Annotated in this window: 27 protein-coding genes; 11 read left to right on the top strand and 16 right to left on the bottom strand. The window is 66.8% G+C overall.

Translation table 11 applies throughout. From position 1 onward, the window contains the following. Nucleotides 1–13 precede the first annotated feature (13 nt). The 9 genes from rplB to ON40_RS03565 all read right to left on the bottom strand — a co-directional run bounded on the left by rplB (nt 14) and on the right by ON40_RS03565 (nt 7505). A complete protein-coding gene (rplB, locus tag ON40_RS03605) occupies nt 14–844 on the bottom strand; it encodes a 50S ribosomal protein L2 (RefSeq protein ID WP_040818434.1) in 831 nt (276 codons plus the stop codon). A 33-nt stretch (nt 845–877) separates the two neighbouring features. Continuing rightward, nucleotides 878–1183 (bottom strand): 50S ribosomal protein L23, encoded by a 306-nt coding sequence (gene rplW, locus ON40_RS03600; RefSeq protein WP_040818433.1) that lies wholly within the window; start codon nt 1181–1183, stop codon nt 878–880. After that, on the bottom strand, nt 1180–1851 hold the full coding sequence (gene rplD / locus ON40_RS03595) for a 50S ribosomal protein L4 (RefSeq protein WP_040818432.1): 672 nt from the start codon (nt 1849–1851) through the stop codon (nt 1180–1182). The genes rplW and rplD overlap by 4 nt, the downstream gene beginning before the upstream one ends. Beyond that, nucleotides 1848–2513 (bottom strand): 50S ribosomal protein L3, encoded by a 666-nt coding sequence (rplC, locus tag ON40_RS03590; RefSeq protein ID WP_040818430.1) that lies wholly within the window; start codon nt 2511–2513, stop codon nt 1848–1850. The genes rplD and rplC overlap by 4 nt, the downstream gene beginning before the upstream one ends. Nucleotides 2514–2527: 14 nt before the next feature. After that, nucleotides 2528–2833 carry a 30S ribosomal protein S10 gene (gene rpsJ / locus ON40_RS03585; RefSeq protein WP_003938093.1) on the bottom strand — a complete coding sequence of 102 codons (306 nt, stop codon included), beginning with the start codon at nt 2831–2833 and terminating at the stop codon, nt 2528–2530. A 444-nt stretch (nt 2834–3277) separates the two neighbouring features. Continuing rightward, on the bottom strand, nt 3278–3829 hold the full coding sequence (locus ON40_RS03580) for a hypothetical protein (RefSeq protein ID WP_040818429.1): 552 nt from the start codon (nt 3827–3829) through the stop codon (nt 3278–3280). 58 nt (nt 3830–3887) lie between these two features. Next, a complete protein-coding gene (locus ON40_RS03575) occupies nt 3888–5066 on the bottom strand; it encodes a hypothetical protein (RefSeq protein ID WP_040818428.1) in 1179 nt (392 codons plus the stop codon). 94 nt (nt 5067–5160) lie between these two features. Further along, complete coding sequence (locus ON40_RS03570) at nt 5161–5607, bottom strand: FixH family protein (RefSeq protein WP_040818426.1); 447 nt, start codon at nt 5605–5607, stop codon at nt 5161–5163. Then, nucleotides 5604–7505, bottom strand: coding sequence for a DUF8832 domain-containing protein (locus ON40_RS03565; protein WP_051192640.1), 1902 nt, complete (start codon nt 7503–7505; stop codon nt 5604–5606). The genes ON40_RS03570 and ON40_RS03565 overlap by 4 nt, the downstream gene beginning before the upstream one ends. A 176-nt stretch (nt 7506–7681) precedes the next feature. On the opposite strand from ON40_RS03565, the gene ON40_RS03560 reads away from it, so the two are divergent. The 5 genes from ON40_RS03560 to ON40_RS03540 all read left to right on the top strand — a co-directional run bounded on the left by ON40_RS03560 (nt 7682) and on the right by ON40_RS03540 (nt 10785). Then, the gene (locus ON40_RS03560; protein WP_040818424.1) at nt 7682–8158 is read left to right on the top strand and encodes a hotdog fold domain-containing protein; all 477 of its coding nucleotides are present in this window, start codon (nt 7682–7684) and stop codon (nt 8156–8158) included. A 39-nt stretch (nt 8159–8197) separates the two neighbouring features. Further along, nucleotides 8198–8533 (top strand): WXG100 family type VII secretion target, encoded by a 336-nt coding sequence (locus ON40_RS03555; protein ID WP_040818423.1) that lies wholly within the window; start codon nt 8198–8200, stop codon nt 8531–8533. Further along, nucleotides 8533–8829: a WXG100 family type VII secretion target gene (locus ON40_RS03550; RefSeq protein ID WP_040818421.1), complete on the top strand. Its 297-nt coding sequence runs from the start codon at nt 8533–8535 to the stop codon at nt 8827–8829. Before ON40_RS03555 ends, ON40_RS03550 begins: the two co-directional genes overlap by 1 nt. Before the next feature lie 5 nt (nt 8830–8834). Continuing rightward, nucleotides 8835–10217 (top strand): hypothetical protein, encoded by a 1383-nt coding sequence (locus ON40_RS03545; RefSeq protein WP_040818418.1) that lies wholly within the window; start codon nt 8835–8837, stop codon nt 10215–10217. A gap of 136 nt (nt 10218–10353) precedes the next feature. Further along, entirely contained in the window at nt 10354–10785 is a 432-nt protein-coding gene (locus ON40_RS03540) for a hypothetical protein (protein ID WP_169541814.1), read from the top strand. A gap of 141 nt (nt 10786–10926) precedes the next feature. On the opposite strand, the gene ON40_RS03535 is transcribed toward ON40_RS03540, so the two are convergent. After that, nucleotides 10927–11535: a TetR/AcrR family transcriptional regulator gene (locus ON40_RS03535; protein ID WP_040818713.1), complete on the bottom strand. Its 609-nt coding sequence runs from the start codon at nt 11533–11535 to the stop codon at nt 10927–10929. A gap of 91 nt (nt 11536–11626) precedes the next feature. Here ON40_RS03535 and ON40_RS03530 point away from each other — a divergent pair, with 91 nt between their 5' ends. Then, on the top strand, nt 11627–12373 hold the full coding sequence (locus ON40_RS03530; protein WP_040818415.1) for an SDR family NAD(P)-dependent oxidoreductase: 747 nt from the start codon (nt 11627–11629) through the stop codon (nt 12371–12373). Nucleotides 12374–12443: 70 nt separating this feature from the next. Then, a complete protein-coding gene (locus tag ON40_RS03525) occupies nt 12444–13658 on the top strand; it encodes a lycopene cyclase family protein (RefSeq protein ID WP_051192639.1) in 1215 nt (404 codons plus the stop codon). A 16-nt stretch (nt 13659–13674) separates the two neighbouring features. On the opposite strand, the gene ON40_RS03520 is transcribed toward ON40_RS03525, so the two are convergent. Together ON40_RS03520 and ON40_RS03515 are read right to left on the bottom strand one after the other, a co-directional pair. Then, nucleotides 13675–14703 (bottom strand): SDR family oxidoreductase, encoded by a 1029-nt coding sequence (locus ON40_RS03520; protein ID WP_040818413.1) that lies wholly within the window; start codon nt 14701–14703, stop codon nt 13675–13677. A 123-nt stretch (nt 14704–14826) separates the two neighbouring features. Further along, complete coding sequence (locus ON40_RS03515; protein WP_040818411.1) at nt 14827–15630, bottom strand: enoyl-CoA hydratase-related protein; 804 nt, start codon at nt 15628–15630, stop codon at nt 14827–14829. A 132-nt stretch (nt 15631–15762) separates the two neighbouring features. Here ON40_RS03515 and ON40_RS03510 point away from each other — a divergent pair, with 132 nt between their 5' ends. Then, the gene (locus ON40_RS03510; protein WP_040818409.1) at nt 15763–16995 is read left to right on the top strand and encodes a TetR/AcrR family transcriptional regulator; all 1233 of its coding nucleotides are present in this window, start codon (nt 15763–15765) and stop codon (nt 16993–16995) included. A 6-nt stretch (nt 16996–17001) separates the two neighbouring features. Here ON40_RS03510 and ON40_RS03505 read toward each other — a convergent pair whose 3' ends face one another. Beyond that, nucleotides 17002–18516, bottom strand: coding sequence for an aldehyde dehydrogenase family protein (locus ON40_RS03505; RefSeq protein WP_040818408.1), 1515 nt, complete (start codon nt 18514–18516; stop codon nt 17002–17004). A gap of 394 nt (nt 18517–18910) precedes the next feature. Between ON40_RS03505 and ON40_RS03500 the strand changes: the two genes are divergently transcribed. The 3 genes from ON40_RS03500 to ON40_RS03490 are packed head-to-tail and all read left to right on the top strand — an operon-like array spanning nt 18911 to nt 21563. Then, entirely contained in the window at nt 18911–19903 is a 993-nt protein-coding gene (locus ON40_RS03500; protein WP_040818406.1) for a daunorubicin resistance protein DrrA family ABC transporter ATP-binding protein, read from the top strand. Continuing rightward, nucleotides 19900–20712 (top strand): ABC transporter permease, encoded by an 813-nt coding sequence (locus ON40_RS03495; RefSeq protein ID WP_040818405.1) that lies wholly within the window; start codon nt 19900–19902, stop codon nt 20710–20712. The genes ON40_RS03500 and ON40_RS03495 overlap by 4 nt, the downstream gene beginning before the upstream one ends. Before the next feature lie 11 nt (nt 20713–20723). Next, nucleotides 20724–21563, top strand: a complete 840-nt coding sequence (locus ON40_RS03490; RefSeq protein ID WP_373281846.1) for an ABC transporter permease — start codon at nt 20724–20726, stop codon at nt 21561–21563. A 28-nt stretch (nt 21564–21591) separates the two neighbouring features. On the opposite strand, the gene ON40_RS03485 is transcribed toward ON40_RS03490, so the two are convergent. The 3 genes from ON40_RS03485 to ON40_RS03475 all read right to left on the bottom strand — a co-directional run bounded on the left by ON40_RS03485 (nt 21592) and on the right by ON40_RS03475 (nt 24635). Next, entirely contained in the window at nt 21592–22296 is a 705-nt protein-coding gene (locus ON40_RS03485) for a polysaccharide deacetylase family protein (RefSeq protein ID WP_040818401.1), read from the bottom strand. 23 nt (nt 22297–22319) lie between these two features. After that, nucleotides 22320–23573, bottom strand: coding sequence for an Nramp family divalent metal transporter (locus tag ON40_RS03480; protein WP_051192638.1), 1254 nt, complete (start codon nt 23571–23573; stop codon nt 22320–22322). 66 nt (nt 23574–23639) lie between these two features. Further along, the gene (locus tag ON40_RS03475; RefSeq protein WP_083895398.1) at nt 23640–24635 is read right to left on the bottom strand and encodes an alpha/beta hydrolase; all 996 of its coding nucleotides are present in this window, start codon (nt 24633–24635) and stop codon (nt 23640–23642) included. Nucleotides 24636–24757: the final 122 nt, after the last annotated feature.

Below are 24757 nucleotides of genomic sequence, written 5' to 3'. Positions count from 1 at the left end.
TCTTAACCTCCTCTTAGCGCTTCTTGCCGCGACGGCGGACGATGAGCTTGTCGCTCGGACGGTTGGGTTTACGAGTACGGCCTTCCGGCTGACCCCAGGGCGAGACCGGGTGGCGACCACCGGAGGTCTTGCCCTCACCACCACCGTGCGGGTGGTCGACGGGGTTCATCACGACGCCTCGGACCGTGGGGCGCTTGCCTTTCCAGCGCATGCGGCCGGCCTTGCCCCAGTTGATGTTCGACTGCTCGGCGTTGCCGACCTCGCCGATGGTGGCGCGGCAGCGCACATCGACGCGGCGGATCTCGCCCGAGGGCATACGCAGGACGGCGTAGGCGCCTTCCTTACCCAGCAGCTGGATGCTCATACCGGCCGAACGGGCCAGCTTGGCGCCGCCGCCGGGACGCAGCTCCACCGCGTGCACGGTGGTACCGGTCGGGATCGAGCGCAGCGGCAGGTTGTTGCCGGGCTTGATGTCCGCACCGGTGCCGGACTCGATGCGAGTGCCCTGCGTCACGCCCTTGGGAGCGATGATGTAGCGCTTCTCGCCGTCCGCGTAGTGCAGCAGCGCGATGTTGGCGGTGCGGTTCGGGTCGTACTCGATGTGTGCGACCTTGGCCGGGATGCCGTCCTTGTCCAGCCGACGGAAGTCGATCAGACGGTAGGCGCGCTTGTGGCCGCCGCCGCGGTGCCGGGTGGTGATCCGGCCGTGCGCGTTACGACCACCGGACTTGCTCAGCGGACGCAGCAGCGACTTCTCCGGGGTGGAGCGAGTGATCTCGGCGAAGTCCGAGACGCTCGCGCCACGACGGCCCGGCGTCGTCGGCTTGTATTTACGGATTGCCATGAGTTCTTCTCTACTTTCTGGATTCTCCGCCGCTTACGCGACAGAGCCTCCGAAGATCTCGATGGGCTTGCTGTCGGCCGAGATGGTCACGAGCGCGCGCTTGGTGCTCTTGCGCTGGCCGTAACCGAAGCGGGTCCGCTTGCGCTTGCCCTGACGGTTGGCGGTGTTGACGCTGGTCACCGTGACGCCGAAAACCTTCTCGACGGCAATCTTGATCTGCGTCTTGTTCGAGTCCGGGTGCACCAGGAAGGTGTAGGTGCCTTCCTCGATCAGTCCGTAGGACTTCTCGGAGATCACCGGCGCGAGCAGGATGTCGCGGGGGTCGGCGATGGTGGTCACTTGCTCTCCTCCTGTGCAGCTTCGGCGGGGCCGTGCACGAAGGCGTTGAGCGCCTCGACCGAGAAGATCACGTCGTCGCTCTTGAGGACGTCGTAGGTGTTCAGCTGGTCGGGAGCGATGGGGTGCACGCCCTGCAGGTTCGCCACGCTCTTCCACGCGGTGGCATCCTCGCGGCCGACGACGACCAGGATGTTCTTGCGCTCCGACAGCTCGGCCAGGAAGTTCTTGGCGGTCTTGGTCGAAGGGGTCTGTCCCGCAACGAGTTCGGTGATCACGTGGATCCGCTCGCTACGCGCCCGGTCCGACAGGGCGCCACGCAGCGCGGCGGCCTTCATCTTCTTGGGCAGACGCTGCGAGTAGTCGCGCGGCTGCGGGCCGTGCACGGTGCCACCACCGGTGAACTGCGGCGCGCGGGTCGAACCCTGACGGGCGCGGCCGGTGCCCTTCTGCCGGTACGGCTTCTTGCCACCGCCGCGGACGTTGCCACGGGTCTTGGTCGCATGGGTGCCCTGGCGAGCCGCGGCCTGCTGGGCCACGACGACCTGGTGCATCAGCGCGATGTTGGCGGTGACGTCGAAGATCTCCGCGGGGAGTTCGACGGTGCCGTTGGTCTTGCCGCCCGGCTCTTTGACCGGAAGCGTCAGGTTGGTCTTGGTCTCGGTGCTCATGCCCGCGCACCACCCTTCACTGCACTCTTGACGATCACGACGCCGCCCTTGCGGCCCGGGATCGCACCCTTGATCAGCAGCAGGCCGTTCTCGGCGTCCACCTTGTGGACCGAGAGGTTCTGCGTGGTGACGCGGTCGCTACCCATCCGGCCCGACATGCGCATGCCCTTGAACACACGACCGGGAGTGGAGCAACCACCGATCGAACCCGGGCGACGGTGCACGGCCTGCGCACCGTGCGAGGCGCCCTGGCCGCGGAAGCCGTGGCGCTTCATGGTGCCGGCGAAGCCCTTGCCCTTGCTGGTGCCGGTCACGTCGACGTAGGTGCCCTCTTCGAACACCTCGGCGTTGAGCTCCTGGCCCACCTCGAAGGTCGAGGCGTCGGCCACGCGGATCTCGGCGACGTGACGGCGCGGGGTGACACCGGCCTTGGTGAACTGGCCGGACTCCGGCTTGTTCACCTTGCGCGGGTCGATGGCGCCGAAAGCGAGCTGAACGGCGGAATAGCCGTCGCGCTCCACGGTGCGGATCTGGGTAACGACGTTCGGGCCCGCCTTGACGACGGTCACGGGAACGACGCGATTCTTCTCGTCGAAGACCTGGGTCATGCCGAGCTTGGTGCCCAGGATGCCCGCGGCCGGACGGCTTTTGTTGTCAGTCATATTCGAAGTCCCCGTCACTGAATGTTGACGTCGACGCTGGCCGGCAGGTCGATGCGCATCAGCGCATCCACCGTCTTCGGCGTCGGGTCGAGGATGTCGATCAGCCGCTTGTGCGTACGCATCTCGAAGTGCTCGCGCGAGTCCTTGTACTTGTGCGGCGAACGGATGACGCAGTACACGTTCTTCTCGGTCGGCAACGGCACCGGCCCGACGACGCGGGCACCGGTGCGGGTCACCGTCTCGACGATCTTGCGCGCAGATGCGTCGATCGCCTCATGGTCGTAGGCCTTGAGCCTGATGCGGATCTTCTGTCCCGCCACGCTGAGTGTCCTTTTCTCCGCTTTCGTCGTGATCCGGGAGTCACCTCCCGAAGCACCCTCATTTGCATGCCCGAACCTACGAAGACAGCAGACGCATCCGTACTTGCCCCGACCGGTCTCGACCGATCCATCGCCGCTGTTCATCTGTCATGGTTCTTCCGGTACACGCGGTCGGGCGTGTCGCCTCTCCGCTCATTCTTCGGCCCCGGATGAATCTCCATTGGGCCGGTAGAACGCTGTCCCGGACGTATCCGCGCCGGACTCGACACCGATACTGAATGGGTACTGCCCGCCTCCACCGATCGGGCTTGGTATCAGCGGTTTTCACCACGGACACACGCCACCCGGTGCAGGCAACCCGACAAGTATGCACGAGCCCGGCCGCCGACTTCAAATCGGGGTCCTGTGAGAACCACGACCCCCGTCGGCGGCGCGAGCCCCTGCTCAAATGCTCAGCGGCAGCTTACCCGGACGCAGCCTGCGCCATACCACCACGAGGAATATCACCAGCCCGGCCAGCGGCAGCAGGCCCAAGGTCCAGCTCAGCGGCAGCGGCGGGCCGGGCTGATCGAGCACCTGCACGCCCGCCAGCGCGCCCTCGCCGCGCCCCTGCGGGCCGTCGATGACGAAGGTGAAACCGTAGTCGCCGGCGACGTTGAGCGATTTGACGTCCAGACCCCAGGAGTCGCGTTTGCGCGGATGCCGCACCAGCGGTTCCACCCGGCGCGTCGCCCGGCGATCCGGGCCGTTGATCTTCAGGGTTCCGGATTTGTCGGCGATGCCGCCGTCGGGCAGGAAGGTGAAGTCCAGCGACTGCATGGCCCGGATCGGCCAGGTGGTGAAGCCGACGGTGACGCCGTACGGCCCGACCTGGACTCGTTCGGTGTGCACGATGTTCACCGGCTGATAGGCCGCGGCCGGACCGGCCGTGAGCAGCCCCAGCGTGGCCACCGCCAGCAGTAGTGCCGCCAGACGGCGAGCGGAGATACGTGGCATCACAGCAGCACCTCGCTGCCGGCTTCGCCGGTGCCGAGTCCGTCGATGGTGCGTGCACTCACGAGTTCTCCTGCGGTGTGAGCGTGTTCTCCTGCGGCGCGAGGGTGCGCAGCATGGCGGCGAAACGTCCGCCGAGGAATCCGGCGGCGAGTCCGAACGGGATCCCCAGAACCGCGATGATCGTGAACATCGACGCACCGATGTGCGCGATCGGATCGGTCAGGATCGTCTGCAGCGGCAGGCCGACGCCGAGGATGACCCCCGCGACCACACCGGTCGCCAGCAGCGTGCGATGCGGTTCCAGATTCCGGGCCCTGGCCAGCGCGAACATCCCCTCCACGGCGACCGCGGCCACGATCAGGAACATCGGCATGATGCTCGGGAACGAAGGCGGCAGCGGCAACAGCCCATCCCGCAGGGGCAGGCCCACAGCCGAGGCGTACACATGCGCGGCCCACGGCGAGAACCACCACAGCAGCCCCTGCGTCACACTCATCGCCACCCCGATGGCCAGCGCGGATCCGGCGCGCCCGAGCACCACCGCGCCCATGATGAGCAGCATCGGCGCGAACAGCACGGTGGCGGCGACCATCGCGTCGACCGGCAGCCGCAGATTGTTCAGCCCGTCGGCGGGGATCGGGGCGTAGGAGATCAGCAGCACGATCGCGAACACCAGCCCGATCCGGCCCCACAGCTCGTCGCGATGCGCGGAGAACACGATGATGCTGCCGATCATGGTCGTCGAGATCGACAGGAACAGCGCCACGTGCGACGGGGTGTTGAGCACCGCGTCGAATCCGTAGATCGAATGCCACTCCAGGTCGAACAGGCCGTAGAGCAGGAACAGCGCCGCGCCCGCGCCGGAGACCATATAGCCGATCGGTGCGGTGAGCGTGCCGCCGAAGACCCGGATCGGGGTGCCGCCCGCGCGCGGCGTCTCGCGTCCCGCCCGCTGCGCCGAGGTCGTCAGCACGACCAGGGCGAGACTGGCGAATCCGGAGATCGCACTGCCGGAGTAGAGGAACAGATGCGGCAGGGTGAAGAAGGTGTCCGGCCCGACGTCGTTGTGCCACTGGATATCCCAGCTCGTCCCGACCGTGGTGACGATGATGCCGAGCAGTACGACCCAGGCCCCGGCCCGCGCCGCCGTCCCGGTGGCGTCGGCCACGGCGATCGGGCGGGTGCGCACCGATCGCTCGCCGCCGGGCGCCGCATCGAACGGTATCGAAGTACTCACCGCGTCTCCCCCGTCTGCTCCGGCGATCCGGCCGGTCGCCGCCTGTGCTCACCCATCGTGATCCTCCCTTCCGGTGCTGCCGCACCGCTGTTTCTCATCCGCTGATCCACAGCGGTACGGACAGTTGGTCGGTCGCACCGCCGACGACGATGGACACCCGCAGATCCCACGGCCCCGTCATCATGAACGACACGTCCGGTGCGCGATAGCGACCCGCACCACTCGCCGACGCGGTGACGGGCGCATCCGAATACCCCATCCGAGGTTCCACCGCCTGCACCCGGACCACGGCGCCGTCCACCGACCGTCCCGCGCGATCGGTGAGCTCGATATCGATCCCGGTATCACCCATCCGCGGGCTGTCCAATGTCACAGTGACGATGTAATCCGCTGTGCCGCTGTGCATTACGAGATGTCCGGGCGGACTCGGCCACAGCAGCCATCCGATCAGCGCAACCAGCGCGATCACGAGTGCGAGCACCCCGCCCACCCGCAGTGTCCGGGCACGCGGACCGTGGGTGACCGGCTCTACGGTGGTCATCGCGCCACCCCCGCGGCCACATCGAGAACGACCGGGATGGTGAGCACGGTGTAGTTCCGTTCGACCTGGATCCACACCCGATAGTGGCCCGGGGTCGGGAAGGTGTACGTGAACGGGACCGCCGGGCCGTAGGCGGCGACGGTTTCGTCGGGCGCGCTGTCACCGTTCACCGGGAGCATCAGCATCGAGCCGCCGGGATTCGTGGTGTTCATGCCCGGACTCGGAGCACTGGTCACCGAACCGGCGCGCGTGCCCGGCGCGGATGGAGCGGTCGAGTCGTGGCTCATCCCAGGCATACTCGGCATCGGCGCAGCGGTCGAATCGTGGTCCATACCAGGCATGCTCGGCATCGGCGCGGCACTCGGGTCGTGGTCCATACCAGGCATGCTCGGCATCGGCGCGGCACTCGGGTCGCCGTCCATACCGGGCATGTTCGACATGTCCGACCTGGACTGCGGCGATTCGTTCGGGCTCGGCTCGGCGTGCGTGCCCGGGGTCGGCGAATGACTGGAAGCCGTTGTCCCGCTGGCGGACTGGTCATTCATTCCCGACATCGACATACCACCCATGGAATGTGCGTGGCCCCAGATCTGGGCGTTCTGCACCGCGGTGCCGATATCGGCGTCCGAGTCGGGCAGTGGCCCGGCGACGATCATGTGCCCGACCATGCCGAGCCAGGGTTGCAGGTCGGAGGCGTTGCCGACGGTTGCGGTGAGGGTGATGGGCACACCGGCGGTCGCCGCCGTGGTGGTCACGGCGATCGAGGTGCCGTCGACAGCGGTCGACGCGGCCGTCGCCCCCTCACCCAGGTGGACCGGATTCGCGGTGTGCGCGAGGGGCGTATCGCCGGTCGGTCTCGGCGCGACGGTGAAACCGCTTGCGGCGCGGACCATTTGCACGCCCCCGCCGCGCCGCGCCAGTTCGGCGGACAGCGCGTAGTGCCCGGCCTCGGGCGGGGTGAGGTGAATCCGGAAGTGGCCGGGCGCGATTCGGATCGGATGCAGATGCCAGAGTTGCCCGCTCGGGCCGATCACCAGCAGGTGGATCAGCGCGCTGTCCTCGATGATCAGATCGTCGACGGCTGCGCCGGTGGCCGCATCGGTCAGGTTCAGATCCAGATCGCCGGGCTGCCCCGCTTTCAACGGCGCGCCGCCCAGACCGAGCATCACCGGCGGCCGGGAGAAGTCCGAAATCAGCGGCTGCCCAAGGGCGTACGGGTTGCTCACATTGTCCACGTCGGGGTCGAGCTGCACGCCGGGCTGCGGCGGCAGCGGCAACGAGGCGGACAGCACCGCGGCGGTGATCGCCACCGCCAGGCCCGCCACCATCCCCCCGGCAGGCAGCAACGCCCACGCGCTGCGCCGAGCTCGCACCGCCACCAGAATCGAAACCGGCAGCAGCACACCGGCGGCCAGGAATCCGCCGTAGACGAAACGTTCCGGCGACGTGGTCACCTGTTTCGCCACGACGAACGGAATCCGCGCAACCTGCTGCCCATCCCCGATGGCCAACTCCCAGGGCCCCGCCCGATCCACTCGCAACGTCGTCGAGTACATCCCGGGCGCAGCACCCAATTCCACCGCCCCCCGGTCGGTCGGCGCACCCGGTGCAGGCGACGACGCCGACGACGAGGCCCCGGTGGGCGTCACGGCCAGCGTCAGCTTCCCTCCCGCGGTCCCCGCATGCGTAACCACCTCCACCTGCAGCGGCCCCGGTACCGACGTCACCCGCCGCAGCACAACGGTCAATTCCCGATCCCCCAACGTCTGCGCGACGGACACATCCCCACCCGCCGAGGGCGCATCAGCAACCGCGGGCCCGAAGTCGACCAGCCCCACCAGCAGAAGTACCCCCACCAGCACGACCAGACGACGCCGAACCTTCCGCCCAACAGCCATCACACGCCCATCGTAGAAACGCCGACCCCCGATTCCATCACCTCGCAAGTTGATCCCGCCTCCCCCACACGGGTGATGCCGCACGAGAAATCCGCGGGTATCCCCCGACCCATTCAGCTTCGCGTCGTGCCCACCGCCCCGCCCGCCACTAACTTACTTTCGAGTAATATATGGGTATGACGAACGAGACCGCCACCTTCCGCGGCTGGAAGAAGCTTCCCGACAACCGCATCGGGCATGCGCTGTTCTCTCTGGGCATGATCGCCCGCGTGCCGTACTTCGGCACCGTCGTGCCGAACGTCGTGCGTCTCGAACCGGGCGTCTGCGAAGTGACCGCCCCCAAATGGTTCGGCATCCACAACCACCTCGGCACCTTCCATGCGATCGCCGCCTGCAACCTCGCCGAAGTAGCCATGGGCATGCTCAGCGAAGCCACCGTCCCCACCACCCACCGCTGGATCCCCAAGGCCATGAACGTCCAGTACCTCGCCAAGGCCGAATCCGGCCTCCGCGCCATCGCGAAACTCCCCGAAATCCCCGATTTCACCGCGATCACCGAAGGCCGCGACCTTACCGTCCCCGTCTCGATCTACGACAAACACGGCGTAGAGGTCGTCCACGCCGACATCACCACCTGGATCACCCCGAAGTAAATCGGCATCGGCCCGCTGTTGCCGATAACATCGGTAGCCATGGGAGAGCAGGGGAACTCATCCGCAGCGGGGCAATCGGTTTCGGTCGTTCCCGAGGACATGGCAGATCTCGGACGTTATGTCTACGGCGCCGCGGAGAATCTCCGGTCCGCTCTGAGCGCGGTGAACCGCGAGGTCGACGCATTGGCGTCGGGAACGTGGACCGGAACTGCCGCAACAACATTCGGTCAGGGCTGGCACGAGTGCCAGGACGGCGGCGGCAAGATCATCGATGCACTGACCGCGATGGCGGAAAAGCTCGGTGTCACCGCAACGAACTTCCACGCCCAGGACACCCGAACCTCCACCGCCATCTCGAGTCTGGACCTTCCCTGATGAGCGGCCTTTTCGGCGTCGACCTCGAACATCTGGATCAGGTCGTGGCCCGCCTCGACGGATTGGCCGGATACCTCAGCGAAACCTTCGACGAGATCGACCGCCGAGTCAAAACTCTCCAGAACGGCACCTGGGAAGGCGTTGCCGCGCAGGCATACGCCGAGGCCCACACCCGATGGCTCACCGGGGCACAAGAATTCACCCAGGGCGTCACCGACGCGAGCGCCGCTGCCCGCGAAGCACACGGCCACTACACCCGGGCGGTCGATACCAACGGCACCATGCTCAACGGCTGAACCTCGTGACCACGCTGAAGATCGACCCGGACACCTATTACAACGCCGCCAAGAAACTCATCCTGCTCGCCGACCAAGCGGTCCTGCCGTTCATCGCCCTGCACAACAACCTGCACGACAACGGCGGCATGGCCGGAAACTACCAGGGCGTCGAGGCCTGGACCTCCCCCTACGACACCCAGGCGCAGGACTTCCACCAGGCTTACATCGCATATATCAACGCACTCAACCACTTCGGCGACATCCTGAACGCCACCGGATACAACTGGGACATCGGGAACTACAACGCCGACAAGAACCCCCACAAAGGCAAGGAACCGGACAAGCCGACCGTAGCCACCGAACTCCTCGTCGAACCCACCCTACCGACCCCGCCCTCGGCCAAATCGGCGAATACCGCACCCGGGCTGGACGAGGGCCCACTGCACGGCCTGCTCGCCAAGATCACCCACCCGGTCCCCAACGGCGACCTCGGCAAACTGGCCGCCGTCCACAGCACGTGGGACAACTTCGCCGAACACAACGCGGTAACCAGCGCCCAAGGCGCCATCAAACAACTCATCGACACCTTCACCGACCAAGGCACCGTCGACCCCCACCTGCCCCGCATCCAGGAATACCTCACCGACCTCTCCACTGCCGCCGGCAATCTCGCCCAGGCATCGACCGCCATCACCAACACGGTCGCCAACCACCACGACCAACTCTCCACCCTGCGCGGCAACATCCAACGCGACCGCACCGGCGCCCTCATCGCCATCGGCGCCACCGTCATCACCGCGGGACTACTCTGGTGCCTCACCGTCGTGGCCACCGACGGCGCAGGCGCAGCCGCCACCGGCGTCGAAGTCGACGCCGCCCTCGCCGCCACCGACGCCGAAATCACCACCGCCGCAGCCGCAATCACCAGCGACATCACCGCCAGCACCCTCCCCGCCCTGCTCGCCGACGGCACCGAAATCTTCAGCGGCATACGCCAATTCACCAAGGCCGACGCCCAAATCCTCGCCATCCAAGCCTTGGTCGTCGCGATGGCATCCGGGGACAGCGCACAATCACAGTCTTCTGATGGCGAGGATCTGACTGCCAAAGCCAAGAAGGTACGCGATATCGTCACCGACAGCAGCGGTAATTTGATCGGCGATGAGGATGCTACTGGTGTGCGAATCGTATCCGAGGCAGAACTCGAGAAAGCACACCAAGAACTCGAGGCCACACTCGGGAAGCCCGAGGTGAAAGTAACCCCGAAGGGAAATATCGAAGTTTGGAAATTGTCAGGCGATCCCAAGTCGACAGTCACTTACCGGCCTTTCAGCGCGTCCGGCGGTGAAACATTGGACTTCAACGATGTTCCCAACGTCCCGACCAAACGATGGCATATAAAGTGATACGTGAGTACAGTCGACCCATGGAAGCGCGAAGGACGGTGCGAGGATGACCGCTATAATTCGCTATGAGGGACGAGAGTTCATAAACTTTCGCGACTTCGACTTCGATCCCGGCAGCAGTCATAGATTCCAGTGGGTGGACATCAAAACCTTTCGTCTGCTGGACATGGACGCCGATGACCACCTGGTTCTCGAGGCTCTGATTCGCACAATCGAGTTCAGGGATGATTATGTAGGAGGTGGCGTAAACCCGGACGGAGATGTTCACGGACCGTATTTTCTGGACAAGCTCACACCGGATGCGTTCACACCAGCACGCAGCAGCACCCTTCAGGAAACCTTCAGAAAGTGGACGAACCTGTGTGGATCATTACCCGACAGGCTTCGTGACACTCTGCTCGATCAGGTCATAAACCCAATCGAGTCAGCGACTACCAGATTTCAACTGCGAAACCTCGGCGAGGTCGCAAAGAATGACTACGCAGATATTCACAATGAGTTCCACGAATTTGTTCTGATAAACCGAGTGGAACGACGCCTGATATTGATCGTGGCAACCGACGACTGACCTGTTCGGGGGCGCTACTAGACACGAGCTGATGCGACGAGCGCACCGATGGATCCGGTTGCCGGAGAGATTATCCACCCAGCCGAAGGTGTCCGATGATCGTCGGAGGCGGCTCAGGAATACGAAGTGCGCCTGCGCAGCTCAGATTGGCGGCCAGCTGAGTAAGGCTTGGTCCGCGACGTCGTGGAGTTCGGCGGCTTCCACGCCGGTGGCGGCTTGGACGGCGATGCCGAAGGCGACGGTCATGATGTAGCAAGACAATTGCCGAGCATTGGTGTGCGGGGGGAGGTCGCCCTCGTCTATGGCGCGTTGGAATCGCTCCTGTAGGTGTCGGCGGGCGGTTTGTCGCCATTCCAGGAGCATTGCGCGGGCGGGTTCGCCTGCGTCGCCGGATGCCAGAGAGCCTTGTACGCCGAGGCATCCCGAAGGGTGGCCGGGGCCGGTGGTGGTTTCCACTGCACCGTGCAGGAAAGCGGTGGCTACTGCTACGGCGGTCTTTTCCTGCATTGCGCGCAGGCCGTAGGAGGCGGGGCCGGCGGTGTAGCGGTCCAGGGCCTTGCGGAAGAGCTGTTCCTTGTTGCCGAATGCCGCGTACATGCTGGTTTTGGTGATGTTCATGGCGTCGGTGAGGTCGGTGAGGCTGGCGCCTTCGTAGCCGCGCTCCCAGAAGACCAGTAGGGCGCGTTCCAGCGCTTCGTCGGCGTCGAAGGCACGCGGACGTCCGAGGGGGGCCTTCTCCCGGCTACTCACACCGACGATCATAACCTTTCTGTACCGCTCGGTACCAATCTGCTACGGTGCTATCGGTACCGATCGGTACAGATCTAAGGAAGGGTGCACCATGGCAGGACAGCTGGAGGGCAAGACTGCGGTCGTGACCGGCGGCAGCAGCGGCATCGGCCGGGCCGTTGCCGAGCGGTTCGCGACGGAGGGGGCGCACGTATTCGTCACCGGGAGAAGGGCGGACGAACTGCACGCGGTGGTCGAGACGATCGGATCGGCCACCGCCGTACCGGGCGACATCTCGAATCCGGCCGACCTCGACCGGCTCTACGAGGCCGTCGCGGCGCGCGGGAAAGGTCTGGACACACTGTTCGCCAACGCGGGCGCGGGATCCTTCGCGACGCTCGAGCAGACCACCCGAAAGCACTTCGACGAGATCTTCGACACCAACGTCTGGGGCACGCTGCAGACCGTGCGCAAGGCTCTGCCCCTGCTCAACGACGGCGCGACCGTCATCGTGAACACCTCCGTGCGCGCCGACGACGGCATGGAGGCGTTCGGTGCGTACGCGGCATCCAAGGCCGCCTTGCGCTCCTACACCCGCACCTGGGCCGCCGAACTCACCGGACGCGGCATCCGGGTCAACGCGATCGCCCCGGGCACGATCGACACCGCCGCGCTCGCCACGGTGGGCGGTCCGGAAGACGCCGACGCGGTCAAAGCCGGGTTCGCGGCGAACGTTCCGATCGGCCGGATCGGCACGGCAGCAGAGGTCGCCGGGGCCGTCACGTTCCTGGCGTCGGCGGACAGCAGCTTCATCGTGGGCGCGAACATCTACGTCGACGGCGGTGAGAAGCAGCTCTGAGCCCCACCACGATTCGGTGGGCCGACACGCGGATGCCGCCCGACCCCGCACGGCTGATTGAATGAGAGACATGAGCGGTCAGCGTGTCGGGGAGGCGGATCTCTGCGTGGTGGGGTTGGGGCCCACCGGGCGCGGGCTGGCGCATCGGGCGGTGCGGGCCGGGATGCGGGTGGTGGCGATGGATCCGCGGCCCGAGCGGTTGTGGCCGCCGACGTTCTCGTGCTGGATCGACGAGTTGCCACAGTGGTTGCCGCACAGCACGATCGCACAGCGGATCGAGGCGCCGACGGTGTGGACGAAGACCGCGCATCGGATCGAGCGGCCGTATTGCGTACTGTCCAAACCCGGTCTGCGCGACGCGCTTCCACTCGACGACGCGACCGTGCTGAGCGGGCGGGCGACCTCGGTCGGTGCGCACCGCGTCGAGCTCGACGACGGCACGATCATCACGGCCGCAGCGGTTTTCGACACCCGAGGGCTGCCGTCGCCGGGTACGCGCCGGACCGCGAGTGCGCACGGGATCTTCGTCGATGCTGAGCGTGCCGCGCCGATGGTCGCCGATGGTGAAGGGCTGCTGCTGGATTGGCGCGCGGAGAACGGGGCCGGGCCGGATGAGCCGCCCTCGTTCCTGTACGCGGTGCCGCTCGGCGACGGCACGGTGATCTTCGAGGAGACCAGCCTGGGGCTGCGCGGCGGTATGCCGCAGCGCGAGTTGCGGCGACGCGCACTCAGTCGTCTTGCCGCACACGGGATCACACTGCGCGGTGACGAGCCCAGCGAGGCCGCGCACTATCCCTTGGACCAGCCGCCGCCCGCGATTCGCGCCGCCGCGCGGGCCGGGGATGCGGTGCCGTTCGGCTCCCGGGGCGGAATGATGCACCCGTGCACCGGATACAGCGTGGCGGATTCACTCGCCCTGGTGGACACGGCGATCGATGCGTTGCGCGCGGGCCGCGACCCGGTCCAGGACCTGTGGCCGTGGCAGGCACGCCTGGTCTACTGGATGCGCATGCGCGGGATCTACGGACTCGGCAGACTCACCACCGCCCAGTCGATCTCGATGTTCGAGGCGTTCTTCACCGCCTCACCCCGCGAGCAACACGCGCTGCTGTCCGCGCACGCGGACTACGCTCCCCTGGCCACGGTCCTGTTCATGACCGTGGCCCGCACCTGGCCGTTCCGCTGGCGCTACGACCTGGTCGGCTGGACCAACCGGAATCGTTGGGTCGGTTACGAATACGCGCCCGCCGAGCCCCGCACGCAGGCCGCGGTCGACGACATCTGAAGCCCTTGCCCGCGACTCACACCCAGTTCTCGATCCAGTACTTCCAGATGACCGGCGCGTAACCCGCCAGCGGCGGAACGCGAATATCGGTGCCCGCCAACGCGGCAGTCGTATTGCGGCAGTCGAACCAGCAGCCGAATTCGTTCTGCTCGAGCACTTCTCGCGGCACACCCAGATGCGGCAGCACCGCGCCGACGCCCGGCAGCCGCACCATCATGTCCAGGGTCTGCCGGGGCATGACCTCCACCAATCGGGGAGCGCCCGCCTCCTGCGCGAACAGATTGAGCACGTCGGCGGCACTCTGACGACGCGGGTCGACCAGGTGATAGGTGGTCCCGCCGGTGACCGGCCGATGAACGATGTGCCCCAGCGCCCGGACGACGAAATCCACTGGCACCATGTTGGTTTCGCCCAGTTTGGGCACCAGCAGCGGCAGGATTCGCGGTAACTGGGCGGCCATCCGCAGCAGCCGGAAGAAGTAGTACGGCCCGGTGATCCGATCGATCTCGCCGGTGCGGGAGTGGCCGACCACGATCGAGGGCCGATAGATGTGCCAGGGCACCGCCGAACGTTCGCGCACGACGCGCTCGGCCTCGAAGGCCGCCCGCTGCGGCGCGGTGGGCAGCACCTGCCCCACGTCGAACATGTCCTCGCCGAACAGCCCCTTCGCCGTCCCGGCCACCTCCACGGTCGACATGTGGTGCAGCGCACCGGCTTCCAGCCGCTCGGCGAGATCCACCACGTTGCCGGTCCCCGCACCGAGCCCGGCCGCGTCGTAGCCGACGGCCAGGTGAATCACATGGTCGATCGAACCACGGTGCGCGGCAATCCAACCGGGATCCAGGCCCAGTGCGGGCGCGCCCAGATCCCCGCGCACCCGTCGAACCCGCTCGCCCGCACCCCACTCCCGCGCACACCGATCGAACCGGTACGCCGGGTCGGCCCCGGGCCGCACCACGACATGAATATCACCGCTATGTTTCAGCAACTCTGGGACGAGATACCGACCGATACACCCAGTTGCCCCGATAACCAGGTAATTCATGCAGTCACAGTAACGCCCACCCGCCGACACGCATCATCCGCATGTTGCACGCTGTGTTCACGGCTTCCGCTTCGCTACAGCGGGCCGGGGCCCTATTGACCCCGGTCCCCGCCCGGTTCCGCACTACTCGGCGAAAACCGCCTTGCGCTTGGTGAGCATGGCGGTCGCACCCTCCATGAAATCGGGCGACTGGAGCAGTTCGGACTGCCCGGTCTTCTCGGCCGCCAATGCGGCATCCAACGAGGTCAGCGAGGCCGCATTGAGAGCGCTCTTGGTGAGTTCGAGGGCGCGGCGCGGGCCGGTGGACAGTTTCGCGGCCGCGGCCTCCACCTTCGCGTCGAGTTCCTCGGCGGACAGCACGCCGGTGACCAGGCCGTGGCGGACCGCGTCGGCGATCGGCAGCCGCTCACCCAGCAGCGCCATCTCCGCGGCGAGCGGACGTCCGGCCGCGGCGGCGATCATGGCCGCCGCACCGCCGTCGGGCATCAGGCCGATGTTGATGAACGCCAGCAGCAGGTAGGCATCCTCGCTCGCGTAGGTCAGATCCGCGGCCAGGGCCAGCGCCACGCCGACGCCCGCCGCCGCGCCGCGAATCCGCGCGATCACCGGCACCGGCGCGTCGACGATGGCTTTGACCAGTCGGTTCGCCGCATCCATGGTCATCTCGGGGGTGATCCCGCGCTGCGCCTCGGACACCACGCCGGACAGATCCGCACCGGTGCAGAAATCCTCGCCCTCGCCGGTCAGCACGATCGCGCGAACCGTGCGATCCTCGACGACGGCCTCGAACGCGTCACCGAGCGCGACCATGGTGTCGTAGTTGATGGCGTTCTTGCGCTTGGGATTGGCGATGGTGACACGCAGCACCCGGCCGTCGTGGACGACACGCAGGCCCGTCGGGGCGGTGGTCTGCTCGACGTTGCTCATAACAACTCCCAGGTAGGCCGTCGACGCTGGCGGCGGCGCGAGAATGACGGTTAACATTGCGAATTGTGGTTAACTTAGGTTGAGTTGTGCGGCGCTGTCAACCAGGCGGCGGTGTGAGAGAAGGAGAGGTGCATGGTCGCGGATCCCAGCGAGTCCGGACTCGCTTCCGCGCGGGGAGACGGCACGACGGTCCGGCGACGGCCGAAGAACAGGAAAGCACAAATCGTGCGCGTCGCGGCCCAGGCGTTCAGCGAGCGCGGCTACCACCCGGTCGGTGTCGACGAGATCGCGGCGGAGGTCGGCATCTCCGGCCCCGCGCTGTACCGGCACTTCCGGAACAAGTACGCGCTGCTCGTCGCCGCGGCCGAGGGCGGCGCGCAATTACTGCTGGACGCCGCGCACGCGGCCGACGACCCCACACTCGACCCCGAGGCCCGGCTCACCGCACAGATCCGCGCGCTGGCCGAGCACACCATCGACGTGCGTCGCGAGGGCGGGCTGTACCGCTGGGAGCGCCGGTATCTCGAAACCGAGGACCGCCACCGCATCCGGAAGATCTACGACGAACTGCACAGGACGGTGGAATCGGCCATCGCCGGACTGCGCCCCGACGACGATCCGGCCGACATCAACGTGCTCGGCACCGGCATGCTGGGCGCGATCGGCAGCATCACCCTGCACCGCACCACCCTGTCCACCGCCCGTCTGACCGATCTGCTGCAGGACATCTGCTGGTCGATCCTGCGCACCGAACTGCCCCCGGCGCCGACCCAACCCGCACCCGAGACGCCCGTGCGCGGCCTGCCGCTGAGTTCCAAACGCGAACAGCTACTGACCGAGGCGATCCGGATCTTCGGCCGCCAGGGATACCACGAGGCCAGCATCGAGGAGATCGGCGCGGCCGTCGGGATCAACGCCTCGAGCGTCTACCGCTACTTCCCGAGCAAATCGGATCTGCTGGCCGCGGCCTTCCACCGCACCGGTGAGCGCGTCGCGATCGCCAACTCCGAGGCGCTGGCCGAGGCGAGCAGCCGCGCCGACGCCGCACTGCGCATCGCGGACCGCTTCGCCCGGCTCACCTTCGCGATGCCCGAGATCCTCCCGGTCTACTTCGCCGAATTCTCGAATCTGCCTGCGGCCGAACAACATCGACTGCGCGCGATTCAGCGCCAGAACGTCCTGGAGTGGGCGAACCTGCTCGACGGCGATCCGGCCGAGGCGCGTTTCCGGGTGCACGCCGCCATCGCCCAGGTCGTCGACGTGGGCCGCCGCCTGCGTTTCGACCGCCGCCCGGAAAGCCTTGCCCGCGTGCACGAACTCATGCGCGCGGTACTGCTGGGCCCGAATGCGCCCGCCGAAAGCTGAACCGCCTCAGCCCTGTCCGTGCCGCATCCGGAAGACGGCCTTGGCCAGGCGCAGATTTCGCGGATGCCGGTCGAACGTGGTCAGGTCGACCATGCCGCGATAACGCTTCTGCGCGATGGACAGGGTGCGGCTGAATTCGCGCAGCCCCGCCTCGCCGTGCGTGTGCCCCTGGCCGTATTCGCCGACGCCGCCGAAGGGCATGGCCGGGATTCCGGAATAGGCCATCGATGAATTGATCGTCACCACACCGGTTCTGATGCGTTCGGCGAATTCGGGGACCATCCGCACGTCGCGGGTGAACACCGCGACCGCCAGGCCGTGTTCGGCGGCGTTGATGCGCTCCACGGCCTCGTCCATACTCGCCACCGGATTCACGATCAGCACCGGTCCCGCGGCCTCGCCGGTGATCGCCTGGGAGTCCTCGGGCACGCCGGCCAGTACGATCGGCTCGACATAGGGTTCGCGGATCGAGTCCAGACCACCGACCACCAGCCGCCCGCCCTGCGCGACCGCATCCTTGACCTGCCGCCGCACCACTTCCACCTGCGACTCGAGGATCATCGGGCCGTAGGAGGCGCGACGGTCGCCACCGGGGCGGAGCTTTCCCGCACGTGCGGCGACCCGCTCCAGGAACGGCTCGTACACCGATTCGGCGACATAGGCGCGCTGGATTCCGGCCGGACTCTGCCCGGCGTTGGACATCGCGCCGAAGACCGCGGCGTCGGCGGCGGCGTCGAGTTTCGCGTCGACCTGAACGACCATGGCGCCCTTGCCGAAACGTTCCACGACCACCGGTGTCATCGTCTGCGCGCACAGCGAGATCACCTCGCGCGCACCAGCATCCGAACCCGCGTACGCGATCTTGTCCACCCGCGCCCGGCACAGTGCCGCGCCGGTCGAACTGTCCCCGGTGACCACCTGCAGCACAGGCTGATTCGGCGCGAGCCGGGCCCAGCTCTCGGCCAACCACACCCCGACGCCCGGGGTGAGTTCGCTGGGCTTGAAGATCACGGCGTTACCGGCGGCCATGGCGTAGGCGATCGAACCCATCGGCGTGTAGACCGGGTTGTTCCACGGGCCCAGCACGCCCACCACGCCGAGTGGAAGATAGCCGACCGAGGCGCGTTCGTTGCGGGTGAACCAGCTCCCGCCCAGTCGCCGACGACCCAGGGCCCGTTCGGCATTGCGCGCGGCCCAGTCCAGATTCTCCACCGCCTGCATCACCTCGATGGCCGCATCGGCCTCGGGTTTACCGGTTTCGGCGCAGATGAGATCCACCAGTTCGCCCGCGCGCCGGACGATGATCCGCTTCCAGTCCAGTAACCAGCGTTTACGCCCGGCGAATCCGAGTGTCGCCCACCATTTCTCGGAGGACCGCGCGGCGCGGACCGCACGCGTCAGATCGACCTGGCCCATCACCGCGTAATCGCCGACGGATTCGCCGGTGCGCGGGTCGAAGGACGTCAGGACTCGGGAGCGGGCCGCGAGCCCGCTGTGCGCACCTCGGGCAGACTCTGCCATCGGTCAACCTCTCGCCGACGTGAGCCCGCGGCAACCGGACGCCTCGCTCACCGGACGAGGCTGCCGCAGACAACTGACTGTCCGTCTCTTCCCCTTGCCGTCAGCGTATGGGCGGCCGGGCCCATGCGACAAGGTTTCGTCGCACGCGCCGTACCGCCCGGTTCGTCCCCGTACCAGCAACGACAGCAAGGCCGTACCGGTCGGTTTCCTGAATTGTGAGTAACGCCACAGTTAATGACACACTTGATTCCAATCGCCCGAACAAGAGACAGCTGCTCCCTGCTCGCATTTCCAACCAGTAACATCGCCCCCGGTGGAAGGGATCACCAAACCGGACGTACGAACAGGCGATCCGGACAATCCGATTGCCGCCCCCGGCCATAGTGGAGAGTCGATGCCGAGCTTGGACAACGCAGAGTCGCCGCCCGAAACCGCGGTGCTGGTCGCCGACGTGCGCAAGTCCTTCGGAGATGTCCACGCGCTGCAGGGCGTCAGCTTCACCGCCGCCCGCGGCTCGGTCCTGGGCATCCTGGGACCCAACGGCGCGGGGAAGACCACCACGGTCAAGATCCTGTCCACGCTGCTGCGCCCGGATTCGGGCACGGCCCGGGTCGCCGGGCACGACGTGCTGAGCGATCCGGCCGGTGTGCGGCGATCGATCATGATGACCGGCCAGTACGCCGCGTTGGACGAGAATCTGTCCGGCCGCGAGAACCTGGAGTTGTTCGGGCGGCTCATGGGGTTGGGCAAGAAGGCCGCCCGCGACCGCGCCGATACGTTGCTCGAGGAGTTCGACCTGGTCGGAGCGGGCAAGCGCGCGGTGCGCGGCTACTCCGGCGGTATGCGCCGACGGGTCGACATCGCGTGCGGACTGGTCGTGCGGCCCGAGGTGGTGTTCCTCGACGAGCCCACCACCGGTCTGGATCCGCGCAGCCGCCAGGGTGTCTGGGATCTGGTCATCGCGCTGAAGAACCAGGGCATCACGGTGTTGCTGACCACGCAGTACCTCGAGGAGGCGGACGTGCTCAGCGACAACATCATCGTCATCGATCGGGGCACGGTGATCGCCGAGGGCACCGCCGACGAGCTCAAGGAGAAGACCGGCGGCAGCTACTGCGAGATCGTGCCGCTGGATCCCACGCGGGTGGGAATGGCCATCGAGGCGCTGGGCGATCTGGCCCCCGAGTCGATCGCGAAGGAATTCGCCGATCAGTCCGTCGGAGTCGACCGGATCTCGATCCCCGCGCCCGAGGGGGCGACCACCCTGGCCGAGGCGCTGCGCCGCCTGGACGCGGGCGGGGTCGAACTGGCCGATATCGGGCTGCGGCGGCCCTCGCTGGACGACGTGTTCCTCTCCATCACCGGCCATATGGGCGGACACGAGTGACACAGCAGCTCACCGAGTCCGATGGTGGTCTTTTCGCCGGGGTGACCCGGGTGCGCCCATCCGGATTCGCGCAGTGGCGGGCCTTGACCGGGCGGATCGTGCGGACCATGGCCACCAAGGGCGAACTGATCGTCGCGGTGATCACGCCGCTGGTGTTCACGCTCGGGTTCTATCTGCCGCTGCGGTGGGTGATGCGGGTGCGCGGCATCGATTACGGGCAGTTCGTGATGCCGATCATCGTGCTGCAGACCATGTCGTTCACGATGATGTCCAATGCGCAGATCGCGGCGTTCGAAACGGCCAGCGGCCTGAATACCCGCATGCAGACCATGCCGGTCGGCCGCATGGTCCCGCTGCTGTCGCGACTGTCGGCGGGGCTGGTGCGCTCGGTGATCTCGCTGCTCGCCGCGCTGGTGTTCGGGTACGCGATCGGATTCCGGTTGCATTCGGGCGTCTGGCAGTCGGTCCTGTTCTGCGCGTTCTCGCTCGGCGTGGGCACGGTGCTGGCCATCGGGGCCGATGCGCTGGGTTGTCTGACCAAGAGCCCGGAATCGCTGAGCCAGGCGCTGACGCTGCCCACATTGATCTTCGGCATGCTCTCCTGCGGATTCGTCCCGGAGACCGGCTTTCCGACGTGGATTCGGCCGTTCGTGCGTAATCAGCCGATTTCGCAATTCTCCTTCGCCATGCGGGATATGGCCGCGAGCGGAGTGAGCTGGCATGTGCTGTGGATGCCGCTGGTGTGGTTGGGCGGACTCGCGGTCTGCTTCGTGCCGCTGGCGATCTGGGCGAGTATGAGGCGGGAATGAGCGTTGTTGTGATGGAGTCCGCGCAGACCTCCGGCGAGCAGGCCCCGCTGCCGATCGTGCCACCGCAATCCGAGCGCGCGTTCGGAGCGTGGGTGCAGCACAGCCTGATTCAGTGCAAACGGCTGCTGCTGGTGTGGCTGCGCGATCCGGCGACGACCATCCAGACGCTGATCTATCCCGCCCTGACGCTGCTGATGCTGCGCGTCGTGCTGGGCGATTCGATCACCGCCGCCACCGGTATGCCCAGCGAGTACGGGACCGTGCCGATGATCACGCTGGTCGCGGCGATGTCGGGTGCGGTGGTCAGCGCGCTGGGGTTCAAGAACGAGCAGTACACCGGGCTGCTGGGCCGGCTGTGGACGATGCCGGTGCACCGGGCGGCCGGACTCACCGGACGTCTGCTGGCCGAGGCGATCCGGGTGCTGATCACCACGTTGTTCGTGATCGTGGTCGGGTTCTGCATCGGTTTCCGGTTCTGGAACGGCCCGCTGGCCGCGCTGGCGATGATCGCCATCCCGGTCCTGTTCGGCGTGGCGTTCGCGGTGCTGGTGACCGCGCTGGCCACGGTGTCGGGCGGGGTGATGCTGGTGAACATCGTCGCGATCGTGAACACCCTGCTGATGTTCTTCAACTCCGGATTCGTGCCCACCACGGTCTACCCCACCTGGATGCAGTCCACGGTGGCGAATCAGCCGATGAGTACCGCCATCGATGCCATGCGCGGCCTGGCCTGGGACGGCGCGGTCACCGTGCCGCTGCTCAAAACGCTCGCCTGGACGCTCGGCGCGATCGTCGTGTTCGCCTACCCGGCCATTCGGGGGTATCGCCGGGCCGCGGAATCCAGCGGCTGAGCACCGTGCCGCCCGCGTGTGCGGGAGTTCAGTGTCGAATCAACTCGGAGACGGTGACGAATCGGTAGCCGCGACCGCGCAATTCACCGACGATCCGGGGAATCGCGGCCAGTGACGACGCGCCCGACGGATACATCGCGTGCAGCAGGATGATCGATCCGGGGCGGGACTTCGACACCGTTTCCGCGACGATCTCGTCGGTGGTCGGATGTTTGCCGGAATCGGGTTCGACATCCCAGGTCACGGTGATCCGGTTGTGCCGCGACAGGTACAGCGGCAGTGCGAACAGCTTCTTGCCGTTGGGCGGGCGGAAGGTGATCGGGCCCGGGTAGCCGATGTTCCGGATCTGTGTGTCGGTGCGCTCTACCTCGGCACGCGCGGTCTCGGGGGTGATGAGCACCATCCGCTGGTGGTGATAGGTGTGGTTGCCGATTTCGTGGCCTGCGCGGGCGATCGCGGCAGCCCGGTCGGGGTGTGCGGCGATCTGGTCGCCGATCAGGTAGAAGGTGGCGTGGATGCCCGCGGCGGCGAGCGTTGCGAGGATCTCGGGGGTGCGATCGGACGGCCCGTCGTCGAGAGTCAGCGCGACCACCTTGTCAGCGGTATCCACCCGATGCACCAGTCGTCCGGCCACCTGGTACGTGCGGGAGTTCATCAGCACGTACAGACCGGTACCAGCGGCCAACAGCACGACCAGCACGATTGCGCCGGTGAGCATGAGCTTGCGTCGCATCCGCGGGATGCTGACAGCCGGGCCTACGCTCCCCCGCCGGTGACGGTGAGGTAGATGAGGAACAGGTTGAGGGCGGTGATCAGGACCGCGATGAGCCAGGCCAGCGCGGTGGTGACCCGGTGGTTGACGTCGACGCCCATCAGTGTGCGGTTCGCGGTCAGACGCACCAATGGGATGAGTGCGAACGGTATTCCGAACGAGAGCACCACCTGCGAGACGATCAGCGCCCGCGTCGGATCGACTCCGGCGGCGAGGATGATCAGCGCGGGCACGAGGGTGACCGTGCGCCGCGCCAGCAGCGGGACGCGGCGGCGCAGCAGTCCGTCCATGATCATCGCGCCCGCGTAGGCGCCGACCGAGGTCGAGGCGAGGCCCGAGGCGAGCAGGCCGACCGCGAGCAGCAGCGCCGCGAACGCCCCCAGCGAGTGATGGACCGCGTGGTACGCGTCCTGGATGGTCGAGACCTCGGCATGTCCGGCGAAGGTGTGCGCGGCCATCAGCAGCATGGCCAGATTCACCACACCCGCGATAAGCATCGCGATGCCGACGTCCCACCGGTTCGCGCGCAGCAGCCGGGTGCGAGCCGGACCGGGCTCGCTGTGGCCGTGCCGATCACGCGACATCCCCGAATGCAGGTAGATCACGTGCGGCATGACCGTCGCGCCGATCATGGCCGCGGCCAGCAGCACACTGTTGGTGTCCTGGAAGCGCGGCACCAGCCCGCCGGCGGTCTGCGCGACCGACGGCGGCGAGATCACCAGACTCGCCACGAATCCGATCGAGATGATCGCCAGCAACCCGACGATCACCCGCTCGAACCGCTGCTGCCCGTGCCGGTTCTGCACCGTCAGCAGCAGCATCGAGACCACGCCGGTGATCAACCCGCCCAGTAGCAGCGGCAGCCCGAACAGCAGTTGCAGCGCGATCGCGCCGCCCACCACCTCGGCGAGATCGGTTGCCATCGCGGCCAATTCGGCCTGCGCCCAATATCCGAGCCTGCTCCGCGGCCCAGCGGCCGCACGCACCAGTTCCGGCAGCGAACGTCCGGTGACCACGCCGAGCTTCGCCGAGAGATATTGCACGAGCGCGGCCATCAGGTTGGCCAGCACGACCACCCACACCAGCAGGTACCCGTACTGCGCACCCGCGCTGACGTTGGCGGCCACATTCCCGGGATCCACATAGGCGATCGCCGCGACGAACGCGGGCCCGAGCAGCAGCGACGCGGACCGGGCCCGCCGGAACGCGGCAGCCGGCGTGGCGATCGCGATGCTCATCCACCCAGTTTACGGGTACCCGAACTTTTCTCCATAGGGGAGCCGAAAATGTGACGATCCGGACTGCTACACCCCGAGACCCTTGGCCAGAACCGGCCAGGAACTCAGGAAATCGTCATGCCAGTAACCCCAGGAATGCGTGCCGGAGTTGCGGAAGTTGTAGGTCGCCGGGATGTGCAGGGAGTTCAGCCTGTTCTGCAGATTGTGCGAGCAGTAGTTGACCCCGGCCTCGATGACGCCGCCGATCAGCAACTGGTTGGCCAGGCCGTACGCGCCGGGCAAGGCGTACTTGTTGTTCATCGTGTCGTAGACGCCCGGCAGGCCGTTCCCGGAGGAGATGTAGAGGTTCATCCCGCGCAACTTGTCCGCGTGCACATACGGATCGTTCTCGGCCCAGGCCGGCGCACCGTCGGGGCCGTACATGTTCAGCACATCGCCACCGCCCCAGACGTTCACGGTGAGCTTGACGAACTCGCGGCCGACCGGATCGGCGGTCTGCGCGCACCCGGAATACGCGGCGACGGACTTGTACAGACCCGGCTTGGCGATCGCCAGATTCAGCACACTGGTACCCGAAGTGGACAGGCCCGCAATGGCATTCACGCCGTTGGTGCCCAGCGCCGCGTTGATCAGCGGCGGCAGCTCCTGGGTGAAGAAGGTCTTCCACTTGTTGCGGCCCAATACCGGATCATCCTTGATCCAGTCGGTGTAATAGCTCCACTTACCGCCGATGGGCTGGACCACGTTGACGTTCTTGTCGCTCAGGAAGCCCTTGACGATATCGGTCTTCTTCACCCACGACGCGTCGTCCTCACCGCCGCCCGCACCGTTGAGCAGATACAGCGTCGGCCGCGCCTTGGACGCGTCGGCGGGACGCTGCACGTCCACCGGATAGGTCTCGTCCATCGCCGCCGAATACACGTACAGGCGGATGTTGCGGTTGTCGGTGTAGGTGGCCCGGGTGATGTGCGAGCCGTCGGGCGCCTTCGGATCGGCCAGCAGGGCCTTGGACGCGATGATCGGATCGTCGGCCGAGGCGGTCGTCGCACCGACCCCGGTCAGAACTCCGGCGAGAACTCCCGTGGCCGCCAGGACGGCGGCGGCTCGCAGGCCACGCCGGACGTGTCGACGAATCACTTGTGCACACCTTCACTATCGGTTCGAATTTCCAGCAGTCCGGTCGG

The organism is Nocardia jiangxiensis NBRC 101359, from assembly GCF_000308615.1.
GTDB classification, from domain to species: Bacteria; Actinomycetota; Actinomycetes; order Mycobacteriales; family Mycobacteriaceae; genus Nocardia; species Nocardia jiangxiensis.
This window is presented reverse-complemented; position numbering and strand designations above follow the sequence as displayed.

Excerpts from the sequence above, each read along its gene's own strand:
- ON40_RS03530 (WP_040818415.1), top strand. The coding sequence starts at position 11,627 with ATGGCAGGACAGCTGGAGGGCAAGACTGCGGTCGTGACCGGCGGCAGC.
- ON40_RS03560 (WP_040818424.1), top strand. The coding sequence starts at position 7,682 with ATGACGAACGAGACCGCCACCTTCCGCGGCTGGAAGAAGCTTCCCGAC.
- ON40_RS03480 (WP_051192638.1), bottom strand. The coding sequence starts at position 23,573 with ATGAGCATCGCGATCGCCACGCCGGCTGCCGCGTTCCGGCGGGCCCGG.
- ON40_RS03515 (WP_040818411.1), bottom strand. The coding sequence starts at position 15,630 with ATGAGCAACGTCGAGCAGACCACCGCCCCGACGGGCCTGCGTGTCGTC.
- ON40_RS03565 (WP_051192640.1), bottom strand. The coding sequence starts at position 7,505 with ATGGCTGTTGGGCGGAAGGTTCGGCGTCGTCTGGTCGTGCTGGTGGGG.
- ON40_RS03570 (WP_040818426.1), bottom strand. The coding sequence starts at position 5,607 with ATGACCACCGTAGAGCCGGTCACCCACGGTCCGCGTGCCCGGACACTG.
- ON40_RS03490 (WP_373281846.1), top strand. The coding sequence starts at position 20,724 with ATGGAGTCCGCGCAGACCTCCGGCGAGCAGGCCCCGCTGCCGATCGTG.
- ON40_RS03555 (WP_040818423.1), top strand. The coding sequence starts at position 8,198 with ATGGGAGAGCAGGGGAACTCATCCGCAGCGGGGCAATCGGTTTCGGTC.
- rplC (WP_040818430.1), bottom strand. The coding sequence starts at position 2,513 with ATGACTGACAACAAAAGCCGTCCGGCCGCGGGCATCCTGGGCACCAAG.
- rplD (WP_040818432.1), bottom strand. The coding sequence starts at position 1,851 with ATGAGCACCGAGACCAAGACCAACCTGACGCTTCCGGTCAAAGAGCCG.
- ON40_RS03505 (WP_040818408.1), bottom strand. The coding sequence starts at position 18,516 with ATGGCAGAGTCTGCCCGAGGTGCGCACAGCGGGCTCGCGGCCCGCTCC.
- ON40_RS03580 (WP_040818429.1), bottom strand. The coding sequence starts at position 3,829 with ATGCCACGTATCTCCGCTCGCCGTCTGGCGGCACTACTGCTGGCGGTG.
- rplB (WP_040818434.1), bottom strand. The coding sequence starts at position 844 with ATGGCAATCCGTAAATACAAGCCGACGACGCCGGGCCGTCGTGGCGCG.
- ON40_RS03550 (WP_040818421.1), top strand. The coding sequence starts at position 8,533 with ATGAGCGGCCTTTTCGGCGTCGACCTCGAACATCTGGATCAGGTCGTG.
- ON40_RS03520 (WP_040818413.1), bottom strand. The coding sequence starts at position 14,703 with ATGAATTACCTGGTTATCGGGGCAACTGGGTGTATCGGTCGGTATCTC.
- ON40_RS03510 (WP_040818409.1), top strand. The coding sequence starts at position 15,763 with ATGGTCGCGGATCCCAGCGAGTCCGGACTCGCTTCCGCGCGGGGAGAC.
- ON40_RS03500 (WP_040818406.1), top strand. The coding sequence starts at position 18,911 with ATGCCGAGCTTGGACAACGCAGAGTCGCCGCCCGAAACCGCGGTGCTG.
- ON40_RS03485 (WP_040818401.1), bottom strand. The coding sequence starts at position 22,296 with ATGCGACGCAAGCTCATGCTCACCGGCGCAATCGTGCTGGTCGTGCTG.
- ON40_RS03525 (WP_051192639.1), top strand. The coding sequence starts at position 12,444 with ATGAGCGGTCAGCGTGTCGGGGAGGCGGATCTCTGCGTGGTGGGGTTG.